The 19,228-nt window shown below is 45.9% G+C and carries 17 protein-coding genes and 3 pseudogenes; all 20 read left to right on the top strand.

The features are described 5' to 3' along the window. Window positions 1-77: DUF4368 domain-containing protein (locus FGQ86_RS15135; RefSeq protein ID WP_138304086.1), on the top strand; the 77-nt coding region annotated here is incomplete at its 5' end. Between the two features lie 89 nt (window positions 78-166). After that, window positions 167-256 (top strand): annotated as a pseudogene (locus tag FGQ86_RS16750) (Maff2 family protein); the annotation flags it as partial. Window positions 257-274: 18 nt separating this feature from the next. Further along, a pseudogene (locus FGQ86_RS15145) lies at window positions 275-871 on the top strand (CD0415/CD1112 family protein); the annotation flags it as partial. Window positions 872-1,525: 654 nt separating this feature from the next. Continuing rightward, window positions 1,526-3,358: a reverse transcriptase/maturase family protein gene (locus FGQ86_RS15150; RefSeq protein WP_114556725.1), complete on the top strand. Its 1,833-nt coding sequence runs from the start codon at window positions 1,526-1,528 to the stop codon at window positions 3,356-3,358. 102 nt (window positions 3,359-3,460) lie between these two features. Then, window positions 3,461-3,736, top strand: a pseudogene (locus FGQ86_RS15155) (hypothetical protein); the annotation flags it as partial. 24 nt (window positions 3,737-3,760) lie between these two features. Continuing rightward, a complete protein-coding gene (locus FGQ86_RS15160) occupies window positions 3,761-4,150 on the top strand; it encodes a PrgI family protein (protein ID WP_087224437.1) in 390 nt (129 codons plus the stop codon). A gap of 64 nt (window positions 4,151-4,214) precedes the next feature. After that, window positions 4,215-6,587, top strand: a complete 2,373-nt coding sequence (locus tag FGQ86_RS15165) for a VirB4-like conjugal transfer ATPase, CD1110 family (protein WP_243127301.1) — start codon at window positions 4,215-4,217, stop codon at window positions 6,585-6,587. A gap of 66 nt (window positions 6,588-6,653) precedes the next feature. Further along, window positions 6,654-8,906, top strand: a complete 2,253-nt coding sequence (locus FGQ86_RS15170) for a CD1108 family mobile element protein (protein WP_338043050.1) — start codon at window positions 6,654-6,656, stop codon at window positions 8,904-8,906. Window positions 8,907-8,921: 15 nt separating this feature from the next. Then, window positions 8,922-9,230: a DUF4315 family protein gene (locus FGQ86_RS15175; RefSeq protein WP_138304958.1), complete on the top strand. Its 309-nt coding sequence runs from the start codon at window positions 8,922-8,924 to the stop codon at window positions 9,228-9,230. Beyond that, complete coding sequence (locus tag FGQ86_RS15180; protein WP_171031589.1) at window positions 9,208-9,936, top strand: CD1107 family mobile element protein; 729 nt, start codon at window positions 9,208-9,210, stop codon at window positions 9,934-9,936. The genes FGQ86_RS15175 and FGQ86_RS15180 overlap by 23 nt, the downstream gene beginning before the upstream one ends. Window positions 9,937-10,001: 65 nt before the next feature. Then, complete coding sequence (locus FGQ86_RS15185) at window positions 10,002-12,116, top strand: DNA topoisomerase 3 (RefSeq protein ID WP_138304962.1); 2,115 nt, start codon at window positions 10,002-10,004, stop codon at window positions 12,114-12,116. Between the two features lie 12 nt (window positions 12,117-12,128). After that, on the top strand, window positions 12,129-13,199 hold the full coding sequence (locus tag FGQ86_RS15190) for a DUF5688 family protein (RefSeq protein WP_138304965.1): 1,071 nt from the start codon (window positions 12,129-12,131) through the stop codon (window positions 13,197-13,199). A 71-nt stretch (window positions 13,200-13,270) separates the two neighbouring features. After that, on the top strand, window positions 13,271-15,220 hold the full coding sequence (locus FGQ86_RS15195) for a YodL domain-containing protein (protein ID WP_138304967.1): 1,950 nt from the start codon (window positions 13,271-13,273) through the stop codon (window positions 15,218-15,220). Continuing rightward, window positions 15,217-15,477 carry a transposon-transfer assisting family protein gene (locus FGQ86_RS15200; RefSeq protein WP_138304969.1) on the top strand — a complete coding sequence of 87 codons (261 nt, stop codon included), beginning with the start codon at window positions 15,217-15,219 and terminating at the stop codon, window positions 15,475-15,477. Before FGQ86_RS15195 ends, FGQ86_RS15200 begins: the two co-directional genes overlap by 4 nt. Beyond that, window positions 15,467-16,333 (top strand): DUF4316 domain-containing protein, encoded by an 867-nt coding sequence (locus FGQ86_RS15205; protein ID WP_138304972.1) that lies wholly within the window; start codon window positions 15,467-15,469, stop codon window positions 16,331-16,333. The genes FGQ86_RS15200 and FGQ86_RS15205 overlap by 11 nt, the downstream gene beginning before the upstream one ends. 596 nt (window positions 16,334-16,929) lie before the next feature. Then, the gene (locus FGQ86_RS15210; RefSeq protein WP_138304974.1) at window positions 16,930-17,121 is read left to right on the top strand and encodes a type II toxin-antitoxin system prevent-host-death family antitoxin; all 192 of its coding nucleotides are present in this window, start codon (window positions 16,930-16,932) and stop codon (window positions 17,119-17,121) included. A 53-nt stretch (window positions 17,122-17,174) separates the two neighbouring features. Further along, complete coding sequence (locus tag FGQ86_RS15215) at window positions 17,175-18,083, top strand: hypothetical protein (protein ID WP_138304977.1); 909 nt, start codon at window positions 17,175-17,177, stop codon at window positions 18,081-18,083. Window positions 18,084-18,160: 77 nt separating this feature from the next. Next, the gene (locus FGQ86_RS15220) at window positions 18,161-18,358 is read left to right on the top strand and encodes a hypothetical protein (RefSeq protein ID WP_138304980.1); all 198 of its coding nucleotides are present in this window, start codon (window positions 18,161-18,163) and stop codon (window positions 18,356-18,358) included. A gap of 187 nt (window positions 18,359-18,545) precedes the next feature. Continuing rightward, window positions 18,546-18,887, top strand: coding sequence for an alpha/beta hydrolase (locus tag FGQ86_RS15225; protein ID WP_243127299.1), 342 nt, complete (start codon window positions 18,546-18,548; stop codon window positions 18,885-18,887). Window positions 18,888-18,929: 42 nt separating this feature from the next. Further along, window positions 18,930-18,998, top strand: coding sequence for a hypothetical protein (locus FGQ86_RS16560; RefSeq protein WP_243127303.1), 69 nt, complete (start codon window positions 18,930-18,932; stop codon window positions 18,996-18,998). The last annotated feature ends 230 nt before the right edge of the window (window positions 18,999-19,228 follow it).

The raw sequence follows: 19,228 nt of genomic DNA on the forward strand, positions 1-19,228 counted from the left end.
ACGAGAACGGCACCCGCAGGCAGGACATTGAGATTTATTACAGCTTTGTCGGCAAGATTGACTTGCCCGAAGCCTAACGCCCGACCTATCCGACACAATGCGCAAGTGCCGGATAGGAACGGCAAAATTTTTTACACTTCTATTACTTCTTTATCGCACATCAGTAAAAAGCCAGGGAATCAAACAGCTGATGAGCGGCGGCGGGGTAATCCTGATCGGAACCCAGCTGATCCCGCTTCTCAGCAGCTTATTTTAGAGGAAGGAGTAATTATCCATGTTCGATCAGATCTTTGATGCGATTGAAGAGTGGATGAGGGGACTCCTCACAGGGATCATTCATTCCAACCTGGACCGGATGTTTACCGATGTCAATGAAAAGACCAGTGAGATCGCCGTTCAGGTTGGACAGACCCCGCAGGGCTGGAACAGCAGCATATTCAATATGATCGAAAACTTATCGGAAACGGTGATCCTGCCGATTGCAGGGATCATCATCACATTTGTGCTCTGCTATGAGCTGATCAGTATGATCACAGAGAAAAACAACATGCATGATATCGATACATGGATGTTTTTCAAGTACTTTGTAAAGATGTGGATCGCGGTCTATCTGGTCAGCAATACATTTACCATTACGATGGCCATATTTGATGTAGGGCAAAGTGTGGTCAATTCTGCGGCAGGTGTGATCACCGGAAGTACAGAGATTGATATCAGTTCTGTGCTGACAGACCTGGACACAACACTGGAAGCTATGGAGATCGGGGAACTGGTCGTTCTGGTGCTGGAAACGCTGATCGTCAGCTTTGGCATGAAGATCATGAGTGTTCTGATCACAGTGATCCTGTATGGTCGAATGATCGAGATTTATCGCGCGTCCAGAAGCGCCGCTTGTCATCCGCAGGCGGTGTGCGGACATTTTGGGAATCCGGCTTTGGCAAGCCGGTAAAGAAAAGTATCAAAGACGCTGAAAAAGTGTCGCTTTAGCGTCAGCTGGTTTACCCCGGAGGGAAACCACAAGGGGGACAATAGCGTACCGGAAACGTCGCAAGTTGGGAAAACCATCTACCCACGACTGAGCGGCAAGACGCAACATTGTGAACAAGGAATAAGGCTAAACTGCTTTAAGGGCAGTCCGAGGCGGGATACTCGACCCGGCGGCGTAGGATGGTTGTATTCGCCGTATGTCATAGCGGAATGTGACAGGTAAACACAGACCGCACGATACTTATGACAGCCAGCCGCAGTAAGCGGAAAAGGACGAAAACCCACTCCGACATCACAATACGCTTTTCCCAGAGTGTCTAACTGGAGATTGCCTAAACCGGAACGCCGGAACTATTCGGCTATGCGTAATGCCGCAAGGCGATAAATTTCAAGGGGTAAAAACCCAAGAAAGATGACGCTGAATATCCGGCATGGCAACGGAGCCTCCGTAGTAGTCCGAGGGCGGGAAAGCCGTCTACATGGCGAAGGGAGGCAGGATGTCAACCAATTCATAAAAAGGAAAGGTGCGTGAGGCATTATGAGAAGTCCTGAAAATGTGTTGGAAAGCCTAAAATCCAAGGCGTGTAACAAGAGTTACAAGTACGAGCGGTTATACCGCAACCTGTACAATCCACAATTCTATCTGCTGGCATATCAGCGGATACAGGCGAAACCAGGCAACATGACAGCCGGAACAGACGGCAAAACCATTGACGGAATGGGAATGGCAAGGATAAACGCCCTCATTGAAAAAATGCGGGATTTTAGTTATCAGCCCAACCCGGCAAGGAGAACGTATATCCCAAAATCTAATGGGAAAATGCGTCCTCTGGGGATACCGTCATTCGACGATAAACTGATACAGGAGGTGGTGCGGCTCATCCTAGAGAGCATTTATGAGCCAACCTTTAGCGACTATTCCCACGGTTTCCGTATAAACAGAAGCTGTCATACGGCACTCAAATATGTGCAGAAATATTTTACGGGGACAAAGTGGTTCGTTGAGGGGGATATAAAGGGCTGTTTTGACAACGTAGACCATCATGTGTTGATTGCTATTTTGCGAAAGCGGATTGCAGACGAACATTTCATCGGTCTGCTCTGGAAGTTCTTGAAAGCCGGATATATGGAGGATTGGAATTATCACAATACTTACTCTGGCACTCCGCAAGGCTCCATCATCAGCCCTATCCTTGCAAACATCTACATGAACGAACTGGACAGCTATATGGCAGAGTATGCAGAGAAATTCAACTGCGGAAACCGCCGTAAAATCAATCCTGCGTTCAAGAAGAAGCTAGATGTCTGCCGGGGAAAAGAACAAAAGCTCAAAAGAAATCTCTCTAAAATGAGCGTGGAAGAAAAAGAGGGCTTAATTGCAGAAATCCGGGAACTGCGGCATAGTCTGAAATCTATGCCGTATAGCGACCAGATGGACGAAGGCTATAAAAGAGTTTTCTATATTCGGTACGCCGATGATTTTCTGATTGGAGTAATTGGCAGAAAAGCGGACGCGGAGCAGGTCAAACAGGACGTGGGGCGCTTTATCCGGGAAAATCTTCATCTGGAAATGTCCGAGGAAAAGACATTGATTACTCATGGACATAACTCTGCGAAGTTCTTGGGATATGAGGTCACAATCGCCAAAGGCGAACACAACAAAAAGACCAAAACCGGGGCTACCAGACGGGTAAACAATGGAAAAGTCCTGCTCTATGTTCCCCATGATAAGTGGGTAAAACGACTGTTCTCCTACAATGCCCTCAAGATTAAATATGACAAACAAAATGGAAACAAAGAGGTTTGGGAACCTGTCCGGCGCACCCGCCTGTTGCACCTGGATGATTTGGAAATCCTGAACCAGTACAACGCAGAAATCCGTGGATTGTACAACTACTACCGGCTCGCAAACAACGTGTCTGTCCTCAACAATTTCTACTATGTAATGAGATACAGTATGCTCAAGACTTTTGCCGGAAAATACCGGACACGAATCAGCAGAATCATCCGCAAGTACCGACAAGGAAAAGATTTTGTTGTGGAATATCCGAAGAAAAACGGCAAGGTGGGCAAAGTGCTATTCTACAATGACGGTTTCCGACGGAATACCAAAGTAGAAAGCGGAAATCCCGATATAGTAGCACGAGCCGTTGAGAACTACGGACGCAACAGCCTGATTAAAAGGCTGCAAGCGAACCAATGCGAATGGTGCGGCGCAGAGAATGTGCCGCTTGAAATACACCATGTACGAAAACTCAAAGATTTAAGTGGCAGAAAACAATGGGAAATCGCCATGATTGGGCGTAAGCGCAAAACAATGGCACTCTGCGTAGACTGTCACGATAAGTTACACGCCGGGAAATTAGACTGACATCTGGAGAGCCGGATACATCGAGAGGTGTAAGTCCGGTTCGGAGGGGAGTTCTCGGAAACCTGACATAGTGATATGGCAAGGCGCTGGGTTCTTACCCTACTGTATACTTCAATCGCCCCGATTCCATTTGCTACTATGACCAACCGCGAATGGGGACAGATCGGGACCAATTTTTTCCGGGGGCTTTTTGCCCTGGCGTTCCAGGCATTCCTGATGATGGTATGCGTGGCAATCTATTCCATACTGGTGGCGGGCATCCAGTATTCGGATAACTTAAGTTCCTCTCTCTTCGGAGTGATGGCTTACACGGTTGTGCTGTGTTTCAGCCTGTTCAAGACGGGGGCACTCAGCAAATCGATCTTTAATGCCCATTAAATTTCAGGAAGGAGGATTTGGACGATGGCTTATGTCAGTGTTCCAAAAGATTTAACAAAAGTAAAGAATAAGGTGGCGTTTAACCTGACTAAGCGGCAGCTGATCTGTATCGCGGCGGGAGCTGCGGCGGGAATTCCCTTTTATTTCCTTACAAGAGGCGTTCTGGGAAACAGCAATGCTGCCACAATTATGGTCCTGCTGATGCTGCCGGCCTTTCTTTTCGCTATGTACGAAAAGGACGGCATGCATCTGGAAGAGGTGCTGATCCATATGATCCGTGTCAAATGGCTGCGTCCGGCAGTCAGGAAATATGAAACGGAAAATTATTTTGAGACAGATCCGGGAAAGTCCGTGTCTGTGACAGTAAAAAAATCGGAGAAGGGAGGAAAGAACCTTGGCAGAAAGAAGCGGTAAGAAACGGCGTCTGGAAAAGCGCCGGGCTAAAGAAGAGAAGAAAGCTGCGAAACAGCAGGCGGCTTTGAAAGCCGCGAAAAAAGGCAGCCGTAAAGCTTCATGCGGCAAGGCAGATCAGAAGGAGAAGCAGAAAGAAGAGAAAAGGATATCTGCACAGAGGACGATTGCCTATAAGGAAATGGCAAAGGACGGGATCTGCAGGGTGCATGATAAATGTTATTCCAAAACAATCCGGTTTTCGGATATCAATTATCAGCTGGCTCAGAACGATGACAAAAATGCGATCTTTGAAAACTGGTGCGATTTTCTGAACTATTTTGACAGCAGTATCCATTTTCAGCTTAGCTTTATCAATCAGAAGAGCAGTATGAAGGAATTTGAAAAGGTGATCCGGATCCGCCGGAGGCATGATGAATTTGATGAGATCCGGAGAGAATACGCCCGGATGCTGCATCGGCAGCTTGCAAAAGGGAATAACGGCCTAGTGAAATCCAAGTATATCACTTTTTCCATAGAGGCGGATAATATCCGGGAGGCAAAGCCAAAACTGGAGCGTATAGAGACTGATATCCTGAATAATTTTAAAATCCTGGGTGTTCCCGCAGAACCGTTAAATGGAGCGGAACGATTGAAGATCCTGCGCCAGATACTGAATCCGGACGAGCTGGGAGATATCCCGTTCGATTATGGGGCTATGGTCCATAGCGGGCTCTCTACAAAAGATTATGTGGCGCCTACCAGTTTTGTGTTCAAGGACGGAAAGACGTTCCAGATGGGAAATAACATCGGCGCAGTTTCGTACCTGCAGATCCTGGCGCCGGAACTTACCGATAAGATGTTGGCGGAGTTTTTGGATATGGATAAAAATCTGATCGTCAATCTGCATGTGCAGTCTGTGGATCAGGTAAAGGCAATTAAGCTGGTGAAAGGAAAAATGACGGATATCAACCGGATGAAGATTGAAGAGCAGAAAAAGGCGGTCCGTTCCGGCTACGATATGGATATCATCCCGTCGGATCTGAACACTTATGGCGGTGAGGCAAAACGACTGCTGGAAGATCTGCAGAGCAGAAACGAAAGGATGTTTCTTGTAACGGTACTGTTCCTGAACACTGCGAAGACAAAGCAGGCACTGGATAATGCCGTCCTGCAGACGGCAGGAATCGCACAAAAATATAACTGTATCTTAAGACGGCTGGATTATCAGCAGGAAGAAGGGCTGATGAGCAGCCTTCCTCTGGGAGTGGGCCATGTGCCGATCAAGAGGGCTCTGACAACTACGAGTACAGCAATTTTCGTTCCTTTTACAAGTCAGGAGCTTTTTATGGAAGGGGAGTCGTTATACTACGGTTTAAATGCCTTGTCCAACAACATGATCATGGTGGACAGGAAAAAATTAAAGAATCCTAACGGGCTGATCCTTGGCACGCCCGGATCCGGAAAATCATTTGCTGCGAAGCGTGAGATCACTAATGCATTCTGCATTACCCAGGACGATATCATAATCGGAGATCCGGAGGGGGAGTATTATCCTCTTGTTCATGCCTTAGGAGGGCAGGTAATCCATATTTCACCTACCAGTAAAGACTACATTAATCCTATGGATATCAACATGGATTATTCTGATGACGATAACCCGCTGGGGGTAAAATCAGATTTTGTACTGTCACTGTGTGAATTGATCATGGGAAGCAGAAATGGCATCGAGGCAGAGGAAAAATCGGTAATCGACCGTTGTCTCCCGCTTGTATATCAGAAGTATTTTTCTGATCCAAGGCCGGAGAATATGCCTGTGCTGGGAGACCTTTACGATTGTCTCCGGAAGCAGAAAGAACCCCAGGCGCAGAGAATCGCCACAGCGCTTGAGATCTATGTGAATGGATCATTGAATGTCTTTAATCACAGGACCAATGTGGAACTTAATAACCGGATCGTATGCTATGACGTGAAAGATCTGGGAAAACAGCTGAAGAAGCTGGGGATGCTGATCGTCCAGGATCAGGTTTGGAACCGGGTGACAGTCAACCGGGCCACCCATAAAGCGACACGGTATTACATCGATGAGTTCCATCTTCTCTTAAAAGAGGAGCAGACGGCCGCCTATAGTGTGGAAATCTGGAAAAGGTTCAGGAAATGGGGAGGTATCCCGACCGGAATCACCCAGAATATTAAAGACCTGCTGGCAAGCCGTGAGATTGAGAATATTTTTGAGAACAGTGATTTCATTCTGATGCTCAATCAGGCCGCCGGCGACCGGCAGATCCTGGCGAAACAGCTGAATATTTCCCCGTATCAGCTGTCCTATGTGACTAATTCAGGAGAAGGCGAAGGGCTTTTGTTTTATGGCAGTACGATCATCCCGTTTAAGGATAAGTTTGATAAGAGCCTGAAACTGTATTCCCTGATGACGACAAAACCAGAAGAAGTGAAAGATTAACCGACCATTTACCGTTTCCAGTAAATGGTCTTTCTTTTTGCAAAGGAGGTGGAAAGCCTGGCAGGAGTGAAATATACCGCCAAAGAAAAAACGGTACAGAAGATGACCAGGGATGGCCTGACGGAAGAACATATCGGAGATGGTCAGAAAAAAGATGTGCCGGATAAAAGCAGGGGACGCCCGGCTGCCAGATTTGAAAAACAGATCCGGGAGGCGTCTCTTCGACAGGAGGTGTCTGAAGAAGAAAGCGTTGATGGCTCCAGATTAGAGCGGCGCATATCAGCGGATGGAGATCCGCAAAGCAGACAGCAGACAACTGCAGACAGTGAAAAGGTAAGGAACCGGTCAGAAAAAATCCGGGATCATGAGACGGTTCCGGACACAGACGGACTGGATGGTCAGAAATCCCAGATCAAAACCAGACAGAAAAAGGCCCGTCTGAAAGAAGAACAGGCAAAATCCGGGCGTCTGGCTTTTGATGATGAAGGAAGCCAGATGGTCCGGGGAGCCGGAATGGGAGTAGGACGCAAGGCCGCAGGAGCAGCGGCATCTGCCGCTTCGGTATATGTTCATGAGAAAGCATCAGAGGAAGCGGATGATAACGCTGCTGTAAATGCTGTTTCGGCCGGAGAGTTGATGACAGAACGGGCTGCGGTCAGCCTGAAACATACCCAGGACCGGAGTAAAAGAGCGGACGTCCGCGCCAGCCGGTGGGGGATCCATATGGAGAGTGCTTCGGAAAGCAGATTGAAATTCACGCAGGGAGGGCAGGAAGGGACAGGAAGTACCTATTTTAATAAGAAGAAGCAGGAAGACCGCCAGACGGTTATGAACCGTTTTTTTCAGCGGAAACGCTATAAAGAGGCTTATCAGTCTGCGAGAAGCGGGGCGACCTCAGGAAAAGCAGGAGCCTCAAAAGCGGCTGCCGCGGCCGAGACTATGACCACTAAGGCAAAGAACGCCTTAAAAGAAGTGGCAAGAAGGAACCATGCAGTATTTGCCGTCCTGGGAATCTTTGGACTTCTCTTCCTTTTGATCGCCGTGGCCTTTTCCAGCTGCAGCGCTTCGGTACAGGGGAGCGGATCTGTCATCGGGATTACTACATATCCAACCTCAGACGAAGATATTTATGCGGCAGAGAACGCCTATGCTGCGTTGGAAGCGGCACTGAATGAACAGATTAACCAGATGGAGTCCACGCATCCCGATTATGACGAATACAACTATAACGTGAGTGAGATTTCTCATAATCCTTATCATCTGATCTCATACCTGACTGCGAAATACGGAGACTGGACCTATGCCGATGTAGAGGCGGAGATAGAAGCTTTGTTTTCGGAGCAGTATTCCCTTCATACAGAAGGACGGACAGAGACTGTGACGGAGACCCGGACGGTGCGTGTAGGAGAGTCATTAGGACAGGTAGTCACGAGCGGCTACTGCAGCTGTTCCATCTGCTGCGGTCAATGGTCCGGCGGACCGACCGCCAGCGGAGTTTATCCCACAGATAATCATACCCTGGCGGTGGATGCCTCTAACCCAATCGTTCCGATGGGAACAAAAGTTGTGATGAATGGTGTGGAATACACCGTAGAAGATACCGGGGCTTTTGACCGGTACGGTGTAGATTTTGATGTTTATTATGACGATCATGCATCCGCTTCCGCTCATGGACACAAGACCTGGGAATGTTATCTGGCTGATGATAACGGGACCAATGAGGTAACTGTGACAGATACCAGGACAGTCAAAATCCTGTATGTGACGCTCACAAACCAGGGGCTTGACGCTATAGTGCGGGAAAACCTGGATGAGGAACAGATGATTCTTTACAATGCGCTGAATACAACGCTTGGAAACCGGGATTATCTCTGGGACAGCGGAGCAATTTCCGGAGGATCCGGGGGCATGGACTACGATATCCCGCCGGAAGCACTGGAAGATGAAGAGTTCGCCCGGATGATTCGGGAAGCGGAAAAGTATCTCGGCGTTCCTTACGTATGGGGCGGATATTCCCCGTCAGGATTTGACTGTTCCGGATTTGTTTCCTATGTAGTAAACAACTGCGGAAACGGCTGGAATTACGGACGACTGACAGCAGAAGGGCTGCGGGGACAGTGTACTTACGTGGCACCGGGAGAAGCAAAACCTGGAGATCTGATTTTCTTCCAGGGAACGTACAATACGTCCGGAGCATCTCACATCGGTATCTATGTAGGTAATGGAATGATGATCCACTGCGGGGATCCGGTCCAGTATGCAAATATCAACAGCAGTTACTGGCAGCAGCATTTTATGTGTTACGGCAGGCTGCCATAGAATGGAGGTGAGGATTTGAATAAAAAGATCAGACGGTATCTGGAAGAGATTGAGAAGACGGAGAAAAAGATCGCAGATCTCCAACAGTATCTGAAAGGGATCAAAAGCGCCTTGAAAGAGGAAGAAAATAATGAAATGATCCGGGCGATCCGGGGCATGAAGCTGGAGGGGGAAGAACTCCTCCAGTTCCTGGACGGGCTGAAAGGCGGAAATGTTCGCTTTGAAGTCGGAAAGAAGACGGATGGGAGCGGAAAAGGCTCTTTCATCCGGCAGGATTCAAATACAGAAAGAGAGGATGAGAATGATGAGAAAGAAATGGAATAAGCGGGTACTGGCTGCAGTCATGGCTGCGGCCATGATCCTGGGAACGTCAACAACAGCATTTGCCAATGCTTCTCCTCCGGAAGGGCAGGAGGCAGCACAGGAACAGTCTGCTTCGGCCGGGGAAAACGGTCAGACGGAAAATGTCCCGGCAGATGCAGCAACTGAGACACCTCAGACAGAACCGGTGCTGGGAGAAGACGGGACCGGAGGCACGGCATTTACCACTCCCGGGAACGCACAGGTGCAGGATGATATTACAGAAGATGGAAGTAAGGAGTTCCTGACAATCACGACCAAAAATAATAATACATTTTATCTTGTGATCGACAGGAGCGCATCGACTGAAAATGTCTATCTGCTTTCTCAGATCGATGAAAACGATCTGCAGGAATTTCTGAAAGACGGTGCTGTATCTGTATCAGAAAAACAGGAACCGGCTGTTGTGCTGGAAGAAGAATCTCAGACAGGAGCGTCTGCGGAAACCGGTCAGGAAAAAGAGACGGCCGTTGAGGAGGAGCCAGAAGAGGAAGTCTCCGGCAATGCTGCAGTATTGATCGTGATTTTCCTTGCGGCGGGAGCCGGTATCGCGGCTTATTACTTCCTTAAGATCCGGAAAAAGAAAGCGATAGAGGAAGAAGAGGATGAGGAAGGGCTTGAGCTGGACGATGGCCTGGAAACTGTGGATGAACGGGAAGAAACCAGATAAAAGATTTTATGGAGAGGGATTGCACAAAGATCTCTCTCTTTTTTCATTGAAGGAGGAATAGACGTATGTATCTTGTGATTGCAGAAAAACCAAGCGTATCAAGAGCGATCGCCCGTGTGATCGGGGCGGAGAACAGGGAGGAAGGATTTCTTTCCGGAAAAGACTGTATCGTGAGCTGGTGCCTGGGGCATCTGGCGGAATATCTGCCGCCGGATGGCTATGATAAAAGATATGAAAGCTGGAAGTATGAAGATCTTCCTATCATCCCGGATGAGTGGAAACTGGCAGTTTCCCGGGAGAAAAAAGAACAGTTTTATACACTGAAACGGCTGCTGAACAGTCCGGATGTAGAGTATGTGGTAAATGCCTGTGATGCAGGAAGAGAAGGGGAACTGATCTTCCGGCGGGTGTACCAGCTTTCCGGAAGCAGAAAGACGGTGAAACGTCTCTGGGTCAGTTCCATGGAAGACAGTGCAATCCGGGCGGGCATGGAACAGTTGAAAGACGCAGAAGAATACCGGAATCTGGCGGAGGCGGCTGTCTGCCGTGCAAAAGCGGACTGGCTGGTAGGAATGAACGCAACCAGGGCTTTTACAACCAAGTATTATAAAAAACTTACAGTAGGAAGGGTTCAGACCCCGACGCTTGCCATGCTGGTAGACCGGATGGAACAGATCAAAAAGTTCCGGAAGGAGAAGTACTTCAACGTGGAACTGGATTGTGACGGCATGAAAGCGGAACGGCAGAAGATCTTTGACCCGGAGGAAACTGAAAAACTCCGGAACCTGTGCGACGGGAAAGATGCTCATGTGATGTCCTGTGAGAGTGTAGAGAAGAAGATGAAACCGCCCAGACTCTACGACTTAACTACCCTGCAAAGAGAGGCAAACCGCATTTATGGTTTTACGGCGCAGCAGACTCTTACAGCTGCCCAGAGCCTTTATGAAGAAAAACTGATCACCTATCCAAGGACAGACAGTAATTTCCTGACTGAAGATATGGAGTCAACTGCCAGACAGGTGATCCGTGTGATCCATGAGAAATATCAGCTGATGGGGCCTTTTGATAAACCGGAAAAACCGGATCTTGGCCGGGTCATGAACAATAAAAAAGTGTCCGATCACCATGCAATCATCCCCACTATAGAGATTGCGGATGCTGATCTGAACGACCTGAAGGAAACGGAGCAGAAGATCCTGTTTCTGATTGCCGCACACACGGTGGAAGCTGTCAGCAGGGATCACGTTTTCCGTGAGATTTCTGTGGAAGTTGAATGCGAGGGTGAGCATTTCCATGCGAAAGGGAAAGAGATTATGGAACAGGGCTGGAAGATTTACGAAGCTTGTTTCCGAAATCCTGACGGCATTGCTATAGAGGATCCGAAAGAGGCTGCAAAGGAGACGATTCCAAAGGTGAAAAAAGGGAAGACCTTCTATCATGTGGAAGCGAAGGTGACGGAACATTTCACTTCTCCGCCGAAACCTTATACGGAGGATACGCTGCTTGCAGCAATGGAGACGGCAGGAAATAAAGAATTTGACGCAGAGACAGAGAAGAAAGGACTCGGGACTCCGGCTACCAGGGCATCGATCATTGAAAAACTGGTCCATTCCCAGTACGCCTGCAGGAAAGGGAAACAGATCGTGGCTACAGATGACGGGCAGTCCCTGATCGAGATCCTTCCGGATTATCTGAAATCGGCATCTATGACGGCTGAATGGGAGAACCAGCTGCTGGAAATGGAGCACGGAAAGATCCAGCCGGAACAGTTCCTGACCGGGATCCGGAATCTGATCACGATGATGCTGAACGGATGCGATCAGATCAGTGAAGAAGAGTCCGGCAGATTTCAGAGTCGGGAAAGCATCGGAACCTGTCCTGTATGTGGAAGCCTGGTTTATGAAGGGAAGAAGAATTACTACTGCAGCAGCAGAGAGTGTAACTTTGCACTCTGGAAAGAAACCAGATATCTGCAGAGTATGAGAAAAACCATTGATAAGCGGATGGCGGCAGAACTTTTGAAGAACGGCAGCACCCATGTGAAAGATTTGTATTCCGCAAAGAAGGATCGTTATTTTGAGGCGGATCTTCTGATGAAAACGCAGGATGATGGGAAGGTAGAATTTTCCCTGTCCTTTCCGAAGAATAATTACAACAAAAAAACCAAAAAAAGAGCATAGGAGGAAGTGCATATGAATTTTGAAGCATTTATGGAATCGATAAAGAAACATATCAAAGAATATCTTCCTGAGTCATATCAGGATGCCCAGGTCACAATCCGGGAACAGCAGAAACTGAATAACCGGTATATGGGGCTTACTGTGATCAGGCCGGGAGATGATCGGATTCCCACGATTAATCTGACTGACTTGTACAGGCAGTCTTATGAAAATCCACGGTTCCGTATCACGGATGTACTTGAGCAGATATCGCAGATCATCCAGAGAGAACCGGAGCGCTTTGATGTGAGCCGCCTTACTCAGTATGAAGAAGCGAAAAAACACCTTTTCATGAGAGTATCTAATGCGGATAAAAATGCACAGGTGCTGGGAGGCGTACCTTTTGTTGAGCGGGAAGATCTGGCCATTACGTTTCACATTGCTGTTGAGGAAACGGAAATGGGAAGAGCTTCTGCCATTGTAACCAACCGGATGATGGAGACCTATGGAGTGACCAGAAATCAGCTTTATAAGGATGCTCTGGCAAACAGTCCGGTTATTGCGCCTGTAAAAATTAATAATCTGGGAGAGTTGCTTGGCAGAATGACTTTGGATGGGATGAAGGAGATGGGAGCATCCGAAGAAGAAATCCGGGATGCAAAAGAAAGGATGGACGAAGCAAATCAGGATAATCCTTTGATTGTAGTAACAAATGAAACTGGTATAGACGGGGCTGTTGCTGTGTTCTATCCGGGCGTTATGGATCAGCTTGGTGAAGAAATAAAAGGAGATTTCTTTATTCTCCCTTCATCTGTGCATGAAATTATTGTTGCTCCTGATGATGGAAGACTTTCCTACTCGGAATTAAAAGAGATGGTGACAGAAATTAATGAAACGCAGGTTGCCCCGGAAGACCGCCTGACAGATGAAGTGTATCATTACGATACCAGAGACCATGTATTTGAAAAAGCTGAGGCTTTTACAGAGAGAAAAAGGGCGAAGGAACAGGATATTGGAAAACAGGAACCTGTTAAGGAGACAGCGGCAGAAAAAGCTGTCCATCCGAAGCGGATCAAACATAAATCTACGGATATGGAACTGTAGGAACGATTTTAGATTTTCCCTGCCTGCTGTCCTAAGACAGCGGCGGGGACTTTTTATAAGGAGGACATGAGATGGAAGAAAATAGAAATACATCTTTTCAGCTGAAAGGAAGAGATATGGACAGTATTCTGCAGTCTCTGGAAGAAGGCGTTTCTGAAATATTTACCAGTGAAAGATACACGGAATACCTGCAGACAATGGCGAAGTTCCATAATTATTCTTTCAATAACACGATGTTGATCGCACTTCAGCGGCCGGATGCAACGCTTGTGACAGGATACCGGAACTGGCAGTCTATGGGACGTCAGGTCATGAAGGGAGAGAAAGGGATTACGATTATTGCCCCGACGCCGATCAAGAAAAAGCAGATGCAGGAAGTCTTGGACAAGGAAGGGCGTCCGGTTCTGAATGAAAATGGAGACTCGATCATGAAAGAGGTGGAAGTGAAGATCCCCCGGTTTAAGGCGATTACCGTCTTTGATATTGCTCAGACAGTTGGAGATCCCATCGACCTGATGGTGCCGGAAGAACTGAAAGAGGCAGTTAATGATTTCGATCTGTTCATGGAAGCAATTACCGCAGTATCTCCAGTACCGATCCGATTTGATGAGATTTCAGGAAATGCGAAAGGGTACTATCACAATGAGGATAAAGAAATCGTGATCCGGAAAGGGATGAGCGAAAGCCAGACAATCAAGACCGCAATCCATGAGTCCGGGCACGCCAGACTCCATGACCGTGATGAAATGAAGGCAAAAGGAGAAAAGAAAGACCGGCTGACAGCAGAAGTAGAGGCAGAGTCTGTTGCTTACTGTGTGTGCAGTGCATTCGGAATAGATACCTCGGAGTATAGTTTCCCATACATTGCAAACTGGAGTTCCGGAAGGGATATGAAAGAACTGAAAACATCAATGGATACGATCCGGCACACGGCTGGGAAAATGATTGATGAGCTGAGCATAAAGATGAGGGAACTGTTGGCAGAGAGAAATGTGCAGAGACAGGAGGAAAAGAAAGAGAAATTCCTTCCTGCGATGGAAGCTGCCGGGTATTACTTTGATGAAAAGGGCAGTACAGATGACCATCTCCGGTTCGTGCCGGACGGCGTACATCAGTTATCAGGGGTTCTGTATGCAGACTCCTGGGATGATGTAGAGACCTGGTTTGGACAGGGCGGTATCGATGATCAGTTTACGGCAGAACGGATCCAGAGAGTTCTTTATCCGGAACGGTTTGAAAAAAGCTCAGAAGAGATGATGTATGAAGACAACGGGGAGCGATTTTCCATCTATCAGATCAAAGAAGGATCAAAAGCAGAGCAGTATAGATTCCTTGGCATGGATTATATCAATAAAGAAGGACTGGAAGTGGTCGCTGCGGATTATGAATGTGTTTATTCCGGAATTCTATTGAAATCGGATGATCTGGAAACACTTTACAGCATGTTCAATGATCTGCCGCCCGCTGACTTCAAAGCCCATTCTATGTCGGTCAGTGATGTGGTGGTCATGAACCGGAATCATGAACTGCGGGCTTATTATGTGGATCAATTTGGATTTACAGAACTTCCGGCTTTTGCACTGGAAAGGAAGGCAGAGCTGGGAATAGGTCAGCTGACAGAGAGGGTCAGTCACTTGGATGAAGACCCCAATATCCGGTTTTATGTGGCTGAGTGTTCAGAATTTCCCGTTCTGGGAGAGTACCATCAGGATCTGTCACTGCAGGAAGCTTTTCGGATTTATGACAGCATTCCGCCGGAGCGGATGCATGGAATAAAGTGTATTGGATTCGATCTGAAGGATGGAAGTGATTATGAAGGTGAATTTGAGCTGGTCAGTGGAAACCGTGTCCAGAAGGAAACAATTAATTCAATTCCTTATTTCCGGGAAAATGTTCATGTGCAGAAAGCAATAGCGGAGGCTGAAAAGGAACTGAAAGCCCGTGAATCGGCAAGAACCGTCCCTAAGAATGAAAATAAAGAAGTAAAAACCACGCTCAAGAGAAGGGAGGAATGTTTATGAGCCAGACACGATTTGATGAAGATGAATTAACGCTGGTGGCCGCTTATGCTGCCAGAACCAGGGAGGAAACCATAGATATCCTAAAGGGTACGCTGGATGTCTTAGAAGATACGAAGGAAGATGTCTCTGATGAAGAGATGATCCTCTTACTGTCATCCACAATAGAGAAACTGCAGCAGGTGGAAGATGATTATTTCTATTCCCTGGATCTGAGGGAGTATCTGAATAATATAAAGGAGGACGATGATGAGAACTGATCAGTATGCACTGTATCGTGTAGATCTCAATACTGCCGGGAAAGACCTGTGGAAAAAACCGTATGATCAGGTAAAGAGTGAAAACCGGCAGATACGGATTGACTTCTACCGTCAAATCCATATTTCAAATATTCCTGCAGGAGAAGCGATAATGGATATATGGGAAAGAACTGCCGATATAAGAGACGTCAGTGACGTCATTGTTGTGAATCGGAATGGAGAAGTATCCTGCTTTTATGTGGATGAGAATACGCCCAGAAGGATTCCCGGTTTTATACGGATCAACTCATCAGGGGCGCTTGTGACACTGGATTCGAAAGATTATAGAATTGACGGCATGGAAGGAAACTGGATGGCTGCGGATGAGATCATTATAGATGGGCGACAATTCTTTCTTATGGAACATCAGGACTATCACCGTCAAATCGCAAGAGTGATTCTTGACTGTTATGGGAAGAAGATCATGGAAGAATGTGGAAATGGATTTGATCAGCAGACAAAGGAAATCCTTCATGGGTATATGCGAAATAATCAGATAAGAGAAGCTGATGCTGTTAAAAAACAGAATAAACCTGGTCAGTTGAAAAGACTGGAACTATGGCAGAAAGCATATGAGAATGGTCACTATGAGAGAAGCTGGGAATCCGGGATGGAAGTTAATTATGATGCTATAGATGGGTGTGTGAATCATCAGAAAGATCATCCTGGGAAGGCACTCCCGGATCCGGAAAAGAAACCTAAAAAACGCATGTCTGTTATAAAAAGGCTCCGGGAGAAACAGATTGCTATTGCAAAACGATCCGGAAAGCCTCTCCCTAAGTATCTGGAGCAACAGATGGTAAGGGAGAAAGCCTGACGGAGTATGGCTCAAATGTGTTTAGTGATGAAAAAATCTCATCGCGATAGCACTTTTTGAACTTATAAATTGTAAGGTGATTGACTTTTTTTTACGGTTTTTCTGCGGGTCTATTTGTTGTACCTTTTTTAGCTGTTTTCATTGAAATCTTTTTTATCATCTCTTGACATATCACCAAATCTATCTTATCCCATCTTATTCCTTTCCTTCTTTTCTGGTCTGTTCGTACCAGAGAACTCTTACTAGATCAAGAGGGTAGACAAAGAGAACCTACAGAAACACAGAGCAGTGGAATGGTGATTGATGGATAGATAGTGTTTCACAAATCAGAACCATTGAATTTCGAAAAGCAGAATCGAAAGGTGAGAGTTATGGGAGTATTAACCAAGTATGAACAAGAAAACATTATCAATTTCAATGTTGCCGAATCTGATGCGGTAGACTAGAAGGATATCAAAGGAGCTGAAAGAACGTAGAAGGGAGATGATGAAAGACCTCAACAAAGATAGATAAATAATTATTATTATTCAATGAAAAATATTGATAAAAGTAATTACTTTATGAGATAATGATATTCGGAAAGGTAGGTAAAATCTATGAAAAAGCGAGAAATCATACCTAACCATCATCAAATGACAGAGTTTCTAAGAGGTCAGGCATCAAAGATATTTGATGATGTGGCACAAAACGACAAGGTTGTGTTGGTGAATAAGAACAGCAAACCGCAGAATATCATTATCTCTTACGACAGATATTGCCGTCTTAAAGAGAATGGTGCGGATATTTAAGGAGGGATTAAATGAAAATTTACAACGAGGAACTTCAGCGCCTCCAGGCGGCTATGATGGAGGAAACCCGCCTGGAAGCAAAGCTTGCAGAACTTATGTGTCAGCAGAAAGAACTGGTGAAAAAAACAAATGAGCTGCACCGGAGTATGCGGCAGGAGCAGGAGGATGTGGAACGTCTGAACAGCAGGAATCTGACTGCTTTATATTACAGAGTGACAGGAAAGATGGGAGAAAAACTGTCAAAGGAGGAACAAGAGGCATATGCCGCAGCAGTCAAATATGATTCTGCAAATAGTGAGCTGCAGGCTGTAAATGAGAAGATCGAAGAATACAGAAAACAACTCTCGGACCTTAGGGGATGCGGACGAAAATATCAGGCTCTGCTTGAAGAGAAAAAAGAGGAAATAAAGAAAACAGTCACGCCGGATGCGGTCAGAATTATAGAAATCGAGGAAAAGATCTCATTTCAGAAGACGCGGCAGAAGGAAATAGACGAAGCAGTCAGCGCCGGCAGGAGAGCTCAGAATATTACCATAGAAATAATAAATAGTCTGGACGAGGCCAAGAGCTGGAGCACCGTAGATATTATCGGAGGAGGCATCTTGTCGGATATGATTAAGTATGATGCGATTGGAAATGCAAAAAGGATGACAGATCAGCTTCAGCTTGCTCTGCGCAATTTCAGGGCGGAACTCGCAGATGTCACGGAAGAGATGCATGGCGACATATATACAGAGATCAGCAGCACCCTTTGTTTTGCAGATTATTTTTTTGATAATTTGTTTACGGACTGGCTTGTGCGCACCAGGATTAATGAATCAAGAAATAAAGCGGAACAGACCTGTGGACAGATACAGAAAGTCCTTCAAAATCTGCACCAGATAAAGGAACAGAATATCTGTATACAGCGACAGCTTGAAAAGGAGCTGGAAGAGACAGTGGCAGTGTCAGAAGCAGTTTGATACAGTTATCTCTGTAATAGAGGATACACGGAAAAGCTGTTGGAGTACAATTGGAAATTTGTCCAGGAGGATGTGCTATGAGTAAAGGATATCGGATATTGATTAGTGTGCTGGCGGTAATTTTTAGTTTGGCATCAGCTTGTATAGGTTTTGCATTGACAGGAAATTCGTCGCTCTCTTTTCCGGTGCGGGTTGGATGTGATTTTGTGTTTATAGTTCAATTTACAGCAACGGTGTGGTGCGTGATTTATTTAGGGCGGATAAAGAAAGAGTGAGCCTCAATCCAGAGATGAAAAAGCAAAGTGGTTTTAACGTATTAGGTTGCAAATACTGATTTTCGGAGGATAATAATGCATTATCATTACAAAGAAAATATAATAAATTACGAAATAGAAGGTCATGGAAAGCCGGTTATTGTTTTGCACGGTCTGGGCTGTGATCTTAATATGATGAAAGCATGTCTTGAACCCATTTACATATAAAAGATATACCAGTGAAATACTCCCCGGAATTAAAATGTCAGATGAGAGGTTCCTTTCTGAATTGGAGATAAATTATGCGTTTACCTTTGATGTTGATCAGATAATCAGAGCAGCAGATTTCGATAAACCAACATTATTTTTATGTGGAAGACAGGATAATTGTGTCGGATACAAAGACTTGGAGAAATTACTGGATGATTACAGAAGAGCATCTTTTGCCATACTTGATGGTGCCGGTCATAATCTTCAGATTGAACAAAACTCATTGTTTCAGGAAATAGTAAGAAATTGGCTGGAAAGAATAGAAGGACTTAGCAGATGATTGATATAATTCAGTTCCTGCAACTGGGAACCTGGCTGGAACGTGAAGTTTAAGAAGTCAGGGAAAAATCTGTGCACGATTTATCCCAGAGAAGTTTTTTTACTGTATTAGTTGTAATTGGCAGGAAAGAAAAAGACATGGTTGAAAAAGAAGATTAAATAAGACTTTGAGTGTTATTCATAAGAACACAGACATATAATATATTATGCTGGTTTATTCCAGAATAATGTAAAAGTGAATTTTGAAAACTTCACGCGGGAGGTAAGTGGTGCTAGAATATAAATAGTGCAAGTCAAAATGAGAAAATTCCAAATAGACAATACATGATACAATAGAAGTAT

It is taken from the genome of Clostridium sp. BSD2780061688st1 H5 (assembly GCF_005845155.1).
Classification (GTDB): domain Bacteria; phylum Bacillota; class Clostridia; order Lachnospirales; family Lachnospiraceae; genus Claveliimonas; species Claveliimonas intestinigallinarum.

Excerpts from the sequence above, each read along its gene's own strand:
- FGQ86_RS15205 (WP_138304972.1), top strand. The coding sequence starts at position 15,467 with ATGAGAACTGATCAGTATGCACTGTATCGTGTAGATCTCAATACTGCC.
- FGQ86_RS15190 (WP_138304965.1), top strand. The coding sequence starts at position 12,129 with ATGAATTTTGAAGCATTTATGGAATCGATAAAGAAACATATCAAAGAA.
- FGQ86_RS15215 (WP_138304977.1), top strand. The coding sequence starts at position 17,175 with ATGATGGAGGAAACCCGCCTGGAAGCAAAGCTTGCAGAACTTATGTGT.
- FGQ86_RS15150 (WP_114556725.1), top strand. The coding sequence starts at position 1,526 with ATGAGAAGTCCTGAAAATGTGTTGGAAAGCCTAAAATCCAAGGCGTGT.
- FGQ86_RS15185 (WP_138304962.1), top strand. The coding sequence starts at position 10,002 with ATGTATCTTGTGATTGCAGAAAAACCAAGCGTATCAAGAGCGATCGCC.
- FGQ86_RS15210 (WP_138304974.1), top strand. The coding sequence starts at position 16,930 with ATGAAAAAGCGAGAAATCATACCTAACCATCATCAAATGACAGAGTTT.
- FGQ86_RS15200 (WP_138304969.1), top strand. The coding sequence starts at position 15,217 with ATGAGCCAGACACGATTTGATGAAGATGAATTAACGCTGGTGGCCGCT.
- FGQ86_RS15195 (WP_138304967.1), top strand. The coding sequence starts at position 13,271 with ATGGAAGAAAATAGAAATACATCTTTTCAGCTGAAAGGAAGAGATATG.
- FGQ86_RS15180 (WP_171031589.1), top strand. The coding sequence starts at position 9,208 with ATGATGAGAAAGAAATGGAATAAGCGGGTACTGGCTGCAGTCATGGCT.
- FGQ86_RS15160 (WP_087224437.1), top strand. The coding sequence starts at position 3,761 with ATGGCTTATGTCAGTGTTCCAAAAGATTTAACAAAAGTAAAGAATAAG.
- FGQ86_RS15220 (WP_138304980.1), top strand. The coding sequence starts at position 18,161 with ATGAGTAAAGGATATCGGATATTGATTAGTGTGCTGGCGGTAATTTTT.